Origin of the sequence: Halomonas sp. AOP13-D3-9 (genome assembly GCF_052379125.1) — a bacterium.
Lineage (GTDB): Bacteria > Pseudomonadota > Gammaproteobacteria > Pseudomonadales > Halomonadaceae > Vreelandella.
The window spans coordinates 1-1,267 of record NZ_JBQSYH010000052.1 but is presented as its reverse complement, the minus strand read 5'-3'; the positions used below and the strand labels follow the sequence as shown (position 1 = coordinate 1,267).

The following is a 1,267-nucleotide window of genomic DNA, read 5'->3' as shown; positions in this document are numbered from 1 at the left end:
CCGTTTTGAGCTAGCCAATGCCATTCGCGCCCTATCCATGGATGCCGTTCAGAAGGCCAAGTCCGGCCACCCGGGCGCCCCCATGGGAATGGCTGATATCGCCGAGGTGCTATGGAATGACTACCTCAAGCACAATCCCGAAGACCCCAAGTGGGCCGATCGTGACCGCTTTGTGCTCTCCAATGGCCACGGCTCCATGCTGCTTTACTCGCTGCTCCACCTCAGTGGTTACGAGCTAAGCCTGGAACAGCTGCAGAATTTCCGTCAGCTCCACTCGCCCACCGCGGGCCACCCGGAATTTGGCTACGCACCGGGCATCGAGACCACCACCGGCCCGCTGGGTCAGGGCTTTGCCAACGCAGTGGGCTTCGCCATCGCGGAAAAAACCCTGGCAGCGCAGTTCAACCGCCCTGGCCACACCATTGTGGATCACCACACTTGGTGCTTTTTGGGTGACGGCTGCCTGATGGAGGGCATCTCCCACGAAGCGGCCTCGCTAGCCGGTACCCAGCAGTTGGGTAAGTTGATCGCCCTATATGACGACAACGGCATCTCTATCGATGGTGAAGTGGAAGGCTGGTTTACCGACGATACCGCCAAGCGGTTTGAAGCTTACGGCTGGCACGTGGTGCCCAATGTGGATGGCCACAAGCCTGAAGAGGTGAAAGCCGCGATTGAGCTGGCCAAAAGCCATGACGATAAGCCGAGCCTGATTATCTGCAAAACCATTATCGGCTTTGGTGCGCCCAACAAGCAGGGCAAAGAGGACGCCCACGGTGCGCCCCTAGGCGATGACGAAGTGGCGCTGGCACGCACCCAGCTCGACTGGCCCCACGCGCCCTTCCATATCCCCGAGCCGATTTACTCGGCCTGGGATGCCCGCAACGCTGGCAAAGCAGCCCAGCAGAAGTGGGAGGAGCGCTTTGCTCGCTACGCAGAGGCTTTCCCCACGGAAGCGCGGGAGTTCACCCGCCGGATGAAGCGCCAGCTACCGACGGAACTGCCCACCGAAGCCTTGATTGAGCAGGCCCAAGAGCGCGGCGAGACCATTGCCTCACGTAAAGCTTCCTTTGAAGTGTTAAATGCCATTGGCCCGCAAATGCCGGAACTGCTGGGCGGCAGTGCCGATCTGGCGCCGTCTAACCTGACCTTCTGGAAAGGCGCCAAAGCGATCACCCCGGAAGACGCCAGCGGCAACTACCTGCACTACGGTGTGCGTGAGTTCGGCATGGGGGCGGTTATGAACGGCATCGCCCTGCACGGCGGC

1 protein-coding gene is annotated in these 1,267 nt (G+C 60.9%); it reads left to right on the top strand.

Annotation, left to right across the window (positions count from 1 at the left end):
- A partial coding sequence (locus ACT3UM_RS24155) for a transketolase family protein (RefSeq protein WP_498902552.1) occupies positions 1-1,267 on the top strand: 1,267 nt, incomplete at both ends.